The organism is Spirosoma flavus (genome assembly GCF_054778555.1).
Map to the genome: position 1 here is coordinate 980,140 of NZ_BAAGZL010000003.1, position 8,058 is coordinate 988,197.

An 8,058-nucleotide genomic window follows, 5' to 3' on the forward strand; every position below is an offset into this window, starting at 1 on the left:
CTTTTTATCTTCGATGCTACGTGTCCCATCTTCCATTCAGGATAATCAGTTTCAGTCGCTAAATATTCAGCGGGGCGATGGCTCGGAGATGACGTTTGTAGCCTACCGTAGTGACGTATATCCCGAACGTAACGAAGTTTTTTTTGAAGAACACGCCGTTATCGTAGTGCTCGAAGGTGAGAAGAAATTCAGTTCACCCAAGCAGGAACTGCATGTACATAAGCGCGATATTCTCTTTTTTCAGCGCGGCTGTTACTCCATGAACGAATCCATCGACAACGATTATCGTAGTCTGGTATTTTTTGTCAATGAGAAGTTATTGAAAGAATTTGTTGGCCAGCACATTACGTTATTCCAATCAAGTTCATCGGAGCTTCCTAATGACCTTATTCTTTCGTTTTCGTCTTCGCCGACTTTTACTACGTTCATCAATTCGTTACTACCGTATTTTGGGGCAAAATCTCCTTTTCTGAATGAACTGCTACGTCTGAAGTTTCAGGAACTCTTGTTGCATTTACTTGAGCTCGATACGTCCAAACAGCTACGTTCGATTTTATGGCACATTTATCAGGGACAGAAAACCGACCTTGACTATTTGATGAATACGTATCTATTGAAGCCCTTATCAATGAATGAGTTGTCTCGATTATCCGGGCGAAGCCTGTCGGCGTTCAAGCGTGATTTTGAAGCTCATTTTCACACATCGCCTGGTCAGTGGATTCGTCAGAAACGACTTGAACATGCTCATTTTTTACTAAGAAATACTCCCAAGAACGTATCAGAGGTGAGCATGGAAATTGGCTACGAGAGCGTATCACATTTTATTAAAGCGTATAAAGATCAGTATGGTTTTACGCCCAAACACACCTCCTGAACTAAAATCGCTATTTACTGGACGAATGGCGAGATGCTTTGTTACAGAAAATCAGACAACTTTGTAGCCATATTTCTCTAACTAATTGCTCTAGAGAAATTCTTGAAGAAAGTTATCATATTCTCTATACCACTATGAGTACCGCAAAAACCCTCTTTGATAAAGTGTGGGATGCGCACGTCGTTCGTCAGGTTGAAGACGGTCCAGACGTGCTGTTCATCGACCGGCACTTTATTCACGAAGTAACCAGCCCGGTCGCCTTTTTGGGGCTTGAAGGTCGGGACGTACCGGTTTTATTTTCCGGACGCACGTTCGCTACCGCCGACCACAACACGCCAACTATAAATCAGCACCTGCCCGTTGCCGATCCACTGTCAGCCAATCAGTTGGCAGCTCTGGAACGTAACGCCACCAAATACGGCATTTCGCACTGGGGGCTAGGCCATATTAAAAATGGTATTGTACACGTAGTAGGCCCCGAAAACGGCATTACGCTGCCCGGCATGACCATCGTCTGTGGCGATTCGCATACCTCAACACACGGCGCATTTGGAGCGATTGCTTTTGGTATCGGTACGTCGGAAGTCGAAATGGTTTTGGCAACGCAGTGCATTATGCAGCCTAAGCCGAAGAAAATGCGGATTACCGTTAATGGTACGTTGGGTAAAGGCGTTCTGCCAAAAGACGTAATTCTTTACATCATTTCGCAAATTTCGGCGAGCGGTGCTACCGGATATTTTGTTGAGTATGCCGGCGATGTTTTCGAGAATATGAGCATGGAAGGCCGCATGACGGTCTGTAACATGAGCATTGAAATGGGTGCACGGGGTGGCATGATCGCTCCCGACGATAAAACACTCAGTTATTTAAATGGCCGCGATCTGTCTCCGAAAGGCGAGCAGTGGGATAAACTAGTGCCTTATTGGCAATCGCTTAAAACCGATGAAGGCGCTACGTTCGATGTTGACCTTACCTTCGATGCGGCTAACATCGAGCCTCAGATTACTTATGGCACAAATCCAGGACTTGGGACGGGCGTAACCCACCAGATTCCAGCCGCTGGTGCCGTGAAGGACGGAGCTGCGAGCTACAAAAAATCGCTTCAATACATGGGCTTCTCTGAAAACGAATCTATGATTGGCAAACCAGTCGATTTTGTGTTTTTGGGTAGCTGCACCAACGGACGTATCGAAGATTTCCGCGCATTTGCGTCTGTCGTAAAAGGACGCCAGAAGGCTGATAACGTAACGGCCTGGCTCGTGCCGGGTTCGCACATCGTTGAACAACAAATCAAAGAAGAAGGCATTCTCGACATTTTGACCAATGCGGGCTTCCAACTTCGTCAGCCTGGTTGCTCGGCTTGTCTGGCTATGAACGACGACAAAGTGCCGGCGGGGAAATACGCTGTTTCTACGTCGAACCGCAACTTTGAAGGCCGTCAGGGACCGGGCGCACGCACCCTGCTAGCTAGCCCATTAGTAGCAGCCGCTGCCGCCGTTACTGGCGTCGTTACAGATCCAAGAGAATTTTTATAGTAATGAAAGATGAACGATGAGTGGTAAGTTCTGACTTTTCATTCATCGTTCATCTCTCGTCGTTCATCACTAAAAATATGGCTTACGATAAATTCACTATACTACGTAGCACGGCGGTTCCGATGAATATCGAGAACGTCGATACGGACCAAATTATTCCCGCCCGCTTTTTGAAAGCAACCGAACGTAAAGGCTTCGGCGACAACCTTTTCCGCGACTGGCGCTACAACAACGACGATACGCCTAAAGCCGATTTTGTCCTGAATAATCCGACATATTCGGGTAAAATTCTGGTTGGCGGCAAGAATTTCGGCAGCGGATCAAGCCGTGAACACGCAGCCTGGGCGATTTATGACTATGGCTTCCGTTGCGTTGTATCGAGCTTTTTCGCTGATATTTTCAAGAACAACTGTCTGAATATAGGCATTTTACCAGTTACAGTTAGTCCAGAATTTGCTGATAAGATCTTCGCAGCAATCGACGCTGATCCTAACACAGAACTTGAAGTTAACCTGCCCGCCCAAACCATTACGTTACTAGCTACGGGCGAGAGCGAAAGTTTCGGGATCAATGGCTACAAGAAACATAACCTCATCAATGGTTATGACGACATTGATTATCTGCTTTCGATGAAAAAAGAAATCGAGCAATTTGCTGATACGAGACCATTTTAAAGAGCGTAAAGGTGAAAGAGTGAAAGAGTGATGATGCAATTCAATTAATAATCTGGCGTCAGCAACTTTCTCACTTTCGTTCTTTCGCTCTTTCACTCTTTGAAAGATGCGTTACATTGAAGTTATGGACACGACCCTCCGCGATGGTGAACAGACCAGCGGAGTTTCGTTTTCAGCCTCTGAAAAGCTGGCTTTGGCTCAACTGCTCCTTATGGAGGTTAAAGTTGACCGGGTCGAAGTGGCTTCGGCGCGGGTGTCAGCGGGCGAATTGGAAGCGGTTCAGCAGATTACTCGTTGGGCGGAAAGCGTGGGACTTCTCGACAAAATTGAAGTACTCACTTTTGTAGATGGAGATGCCTCGCTTGAATGGATGCGAGCGTCGGGGGCAAAAGTGATGAATCTGTTGACCAAAGGGTCAATGAATCACCTGACGCACCAGCTCAAGAAGAAACCTGCAGAGCATTTTTCCGATATACAAAAGCTTATCAGCGAAGCTCAAAAATCTGATTTACAGGTTAATGTTTATCTGGAAGATTGGAGTAACGGCATGCGTAATTCGCCTGATTACGTGCTCCAGTTTCTGGATTTCCTTCAAACTCAGCCTATTCGTCGCGTTCTGCTGCCCGATACGTTGGGTGTGCTGACTCCTTCTGATACGTATGTATTTGTTAGTCAGCTAGTAAATCGCTATCCCAATCTTCACTTCGACTTTCACGCTCATAATGATTACGACCTGAGTATTGCCAACGTAATGGAAGCTATTCGGGCGGGTGCTCATGGCATCCATTTGACGGTAAATGGTTTGGGAGAGCGAGCTGGCAATGCACCGATGGCTAGCGCAATAGCCGTGTTACGTGATTTTATGCCCGACGTAACACTTGGCGTTATTGAGAAGTCCCTCTATCAGGTCAGTAAAATTGTGGAAACGTTTTCAGGGCTTCGAATCCCTGATAACAAGCCTGTCGTTGGCGACAACGTATTTACGCAAACTGCTGGTATTCATGCCGATGGTGACAAAAAGAATAACCTGTATTTCAATACCTTACTCCCTGAACGCTTTGGACGGCAACGTAGCTACGCCTTAGGAAAAATGTCGGGGAAGGCGAATATTGAAAATAACCTTCGTGATTTAGGCATTCAACTATCGGAAGCCGACCTTAAAAAGGTTACTCAGCGTGTCATCGAGTTGGGTGATCAGAAAGAAGTGGTTACACGCGAAGACCTGCCTTATGTCATTGCCGACGTATTGAATACCAATGCAATTGCATCGCGGGTGGAGGTACTTAACTACGTACTGACCCATTCTAAAGACCTCAAACCGTCTGCTACGTTACGTGTACGTATTGCCGAAGAGCAATTTGAGGAAAATGCCCAGGGCGATGGTCAGTACGACGCCTTTATGAACGCGTTGAAGAAAATTTACGGCAAGAAAAAGTTAACGCTGCCCGAATTGACCGATTACGCAGTACGTATCCCAACAGGCGGGAAAACGGACGCGCTTTGCGAAACCATTATTACCTGGAAAGACAAACAACGTGAGTTCAAAACTCGTGGTCTCGACTCTGACCAAACTGTTTCAGCGATAAAGGCCACCCAAAAAATGTTAAATACACTTGACTAAGTGGAGTTATAAAGTTGTAGAGTTATAGAGTTGTAAAGTTGGCTGACGCATGCAGAGCTAACTTTACAACTCTATAACTCTACAACTTTATAACTCTCTTTTAAATCCTTTTATGAAAAAACACATCCTTGTAGTTCCCGGCGATGGCATCGGGGCCGAAGTAACCACCGTAGGTAAGCGAGTTCTGGAAGCAATCGCCCAAAAGTTCGGTCATGAGTTTACGTATGATGAAGCGCTAATTGGTCACGTAGCAATTGAAGCAACCGGCTCTGCCCTGCCCGACGAAACTTTAACCAAAATGAAGGCTGCCGATGCCGTTTTATTCGGTGCCGTTGGTCACCCAAAATATGACAACGACCCTTCGGCCAAAGTCCGACCAGAACAGGGGTTGTTAAAAATGCGGAAAGAGTTAGGTTTGTATGCCAATCTCCGTCCTATTAAACTTTTCGACGAGTTGCTCGATGCGTCAAGTATCAAGCCAGAAATTTTACGTGGGGCTGATATTTTATTCTTTCGTGAATTAACGGGTGACGTTTATTTTGGTAAGCGGGAACGTATCGATGAGGGTAATACAGCCTATGATACGATGATTTACAGTAAATATGAAGTAGAACGTATCGTTAGAAAAGCGTTTGAAGCGGCCCGTACACGTAGTAAAAAACTGTGTTCAGTTGATAAGGCAAACGTACTGGAAAGTAGTCGCTTATGGCGTGAAGTTGTGCAGGCTATCGCCCCAGAGTATCCCGACGTAACAGTTGAGCACCAGTTTATTGATGCGGCTGCAATGTTACTTATCAAAGATCCGAAGCGTTTCGACGTAGTGGTTACCGGAAATCTTTTTGGTGATATCCTTACCGACGAAGCTAGTCAGATCGCCGGTTCCATGGGTATGCTGGCTTCAGCTTCGGTAGGTGACAGCACAGGTGTATACGAACCCATTCATGGCTCAGCACACGATATTACAGGTAAGGGGGTTGCTAATCCTCTGGCATCAATATTGTCGGTAGCTTTGTTGTTGGATATTTCATTTGGTCTGCAAGAAGAAGCCCAAGTTGTGATTGACGCTGTTGATGCTGTTTTAAAAGCCGGTTACCGTACCCGTGACATTGCCAACAACAGTACACCATCGGACATGATACTTGGTACCGACGCAATGGGTTGTCAAATTTTAGAACGCTTAAATAGTTAATTCAGAATCTTAGTAGATTCGTTAAAAAATTCTCTGCATTACTTGTAGAAATTTTAAAAACGGCTATTTTTGTAGCGTATTTACGCAACCAGCGAAATTTCGCAAGCACAAAATGACTATTATTTTATCCTGCCGACTGCAAAACCTGATCGTTTTTTAGAACGGAGAAAAGGATATTACTGATAAAAAAGGCCCTTTTCTGAACGGATTAGGGCTTTTTGCTTAATTGCTAATTTGATATACATTCATTCATAGCGTCCCATGAGCCAACGAGTCTATATTTTCGATACCACCTTACGCGATGGTGAGCAAGTTCCAGGTTGCCAGCTTACAACTGAAGAGAAAATAGTTGTTGCCAAAGAGCTGGAACGACTTGGCGTTGACATCATTGAAGCCGGTTTCCCTATTTCAAGCCCCGGTGATTTTCGCTCGGTGGTTGAAATCTCGAAAGCTGTATCTGAACCAACAATCTGTGCTTTAAGTCGGGCTGTAAAAGGAGATATAGATGCGGCTGGGGAAGCACTTAAATGGGCTAAACGAGGACGTATTCACACCGGAATAGGCTCGTCAGACATTCACATCCGAAATAAATTCAACAGCACTCGGGAGAAAATTCTTGAACAGGCCGTTGCTGCTGTAAAACATGCAAAGACGTACGTAGAGGATGTTGAGTTTTACGCCGAAGATGCTGGCCGGGCTGATCTGGCTTTTCTAGCTCAATTAACTGAAGCTGTTATTGGAGCCGGAGCTACTGTTGTTAATATTCCGGATACAACAGGTTATTGTTTGCCAGATGAATACGGCAGGAAAATCGCATATATCTACGAACACGTTTCCAACGTGCATCAGGCCACGATTTCTATACATTGCCACAATGATTTAGGCTTGGCAACAGCTAATACATTGGCAGGAGTTATAAATGGAGCTCGTCAGGTTGAAGTGACAATAAATGGAATCGGCGAACGGGCGGGCAACACGTCGCTGGAAGAAGTTGTAATGGCCATAAAGGTTAAAAAGGAGCTAGGATTACATACGAATATCGACTCAACTCGCTTATTCCCAGTGAGTCGATTAGTATCTGAAATGATGCGTATGCCTGTTCAGGCTAACAAAGCTATTGTTGGTCGTAACGCGTTTGCACACTCATCAGGTATTCACCAAGATGGCTTCTTGAAGCATTCTGAGAATTACGAAATTATGAATCCAATTGATGTAGGCGTAGATAAATCATTGATTGTACTGACTGCACGTAGTGGTCGTCATGCGCTCAAACATCGGCTCGAATTACTCGGTTTCCGTTACGATAAACCGACTTTAGATGGTATTTACACTCGCTTCCTTGATATGGCTGATATTCGCAAGGAAGTTAACGATAAAGACTTAATGGAATTGGTACGTTAATCTAGAGCCCGCTACGTAGCGGGCTTTTTTATTAGAAGAACAAAAGTCTTAGATTGACTGTTTCGCATGCAAGAACGACACGTAGTAATTCACTAGTAAATTCACCTTGATATGGCTCGCCCAACACCTGAACTTATAGCCGCATTACGTCGAACCGCTCACAAACTTACTAATGGCGTGCATTACCAATGGGGACATATGGGTGGCTGCAATTGCGGTAATCTTGCCCAAGAATTAACGAATTTGAGTAAGGATCAGATTCACAGCTATGCTATGCAGCGATATGGTGACTGGAATGAACAACTCGATGATTATTGTCCAACCAGTCAAATGCCTCTTGATTTACTTATTAATCAGATGGTTGGAGCTGGATTAATGCTCGAAGACCTAAAGCATCTCGAAAAACTCGATGATCGGCAAATTTTATCACGTCTACCACTAGAGAAGCGGTTTCTAAAACATAATGTGCGGGAAGATGTAGTGATTTACATAAACACTTGGGCAGATCTACTAGAAGAGCAATTTTTGGAAACTATCTCGCTTCCTAAAATTCATCTGATTGAGTTCGCTTAAAAGAAAATCAACTGTACAGGGAGAATTAAATTCAATAGTCTATAAAACCAGAAAAGGTCGTCAACTTATGCTGACGACCTTCCTCTGTCTCAAAATCAACGGTGGCACCTACCTACTCTCCCACCTTTGACAGCAGTACCATCGGCAGTACGGGGCTTAACGGCTCTGTTCGACATGGAAGAGGTGTCCAC

The 8,058-nt window shown here is 44.9% G+C and carries 7 protein-coding genes; all 7 read left to right on the plus strand.

Annotated features, from left to right (window positions below; genetic code table 11):
* Positions 1-13: 13 nt before the first annotated feature.
* The 7 genes from ACYVF1_RS20455 (at position 14) to ACYVF1_RS20485 (ending at position 7,867) form a co-directional block, all read left to right on the plus strand.
* Positions 14-874 (plus strand): helix-turn-helix transcriptional regulator, encoded by an 861-nt coding sequence (locus tag ACYVF1_RS20455; protein WP_461082272.1) that lies wholly within the window; start codon positions 14-16, stop codon positions 872-874.
* A gap of 134 nt (positions 875-1,008) precedes the next feature.
* A complete protein-coding gene (gene leuC, locus ACYVF1_RS20460) occupies positions 1,009-2,409 on the plus strand; it encodes a 3-isopropylmalate dehydratase large subunit (RefSeq protein WP_461082274.1) in 1,401 nt (466 codons plus the stop codon).
* Between the two features lie 77 nt (positions 2,410-2,486).
* Positions 2,487-3,083 (plus strand): 3-isopropylmalate dehydratase small subunit, encoded by a 597-nt coding sequence (gene leuD / locus ACYVF1_RS20465; protein WP_461082276.1) that lies wholly within the window; start codon positions 2,487-2,489, stop codon positions 3,081-3,083.
* A gap of 106 nt (positions 3,084-3,189) precedes the next feature.
* A complete protein-coding gene (locus ACYVF1_RS20470) occupies positions 3,190-4,704 on the plus strand; it encodes an alpha-isopropylmalate synthase regulatory domain-containing protein (RefSeq protein WP_461082278.1) in 1,515 nt (504 codons plus the stop codon).
* A 112-nt stretch (positions 4,705-4,816) separates the two neighbouring features.
* Entirely contained in the window at positions 4,817-5,893 is a 1,077-nt protein-coding gene (gene leuB / locus ACYVF1_RS20475) for a 3-isopropylmalate dehydrogenase (protein WP_461082280.1), read from the plus strand.
* Between the two features lie 261 nt (positions 5,894-6,154).
* Positions 6,155-7,294, plus strand: coding sequence for a 2-isopropylmalate synthase (locus ACYVF1_RS20480; protein ID WP_461082282.1), 1,140 nt, complete (start codon positions 6,155-6,157; stop codon positions 7,292-7,294).
* A gap of 111 nt (positions 7,295-7,405) precedes the next feature.
* Positions 7,406-7,867, plus strand: a complete 462-nt coding sequence (locus ACYVF1_RS20485; RefSeq protein WP_461082284.1) for a hypothetical protein — start codon at positions 7,406-7,408, stop codon at positions 7,865-7,867.
* Positions 7,868-8,058 lie beyond the last annotated feature (191 nt).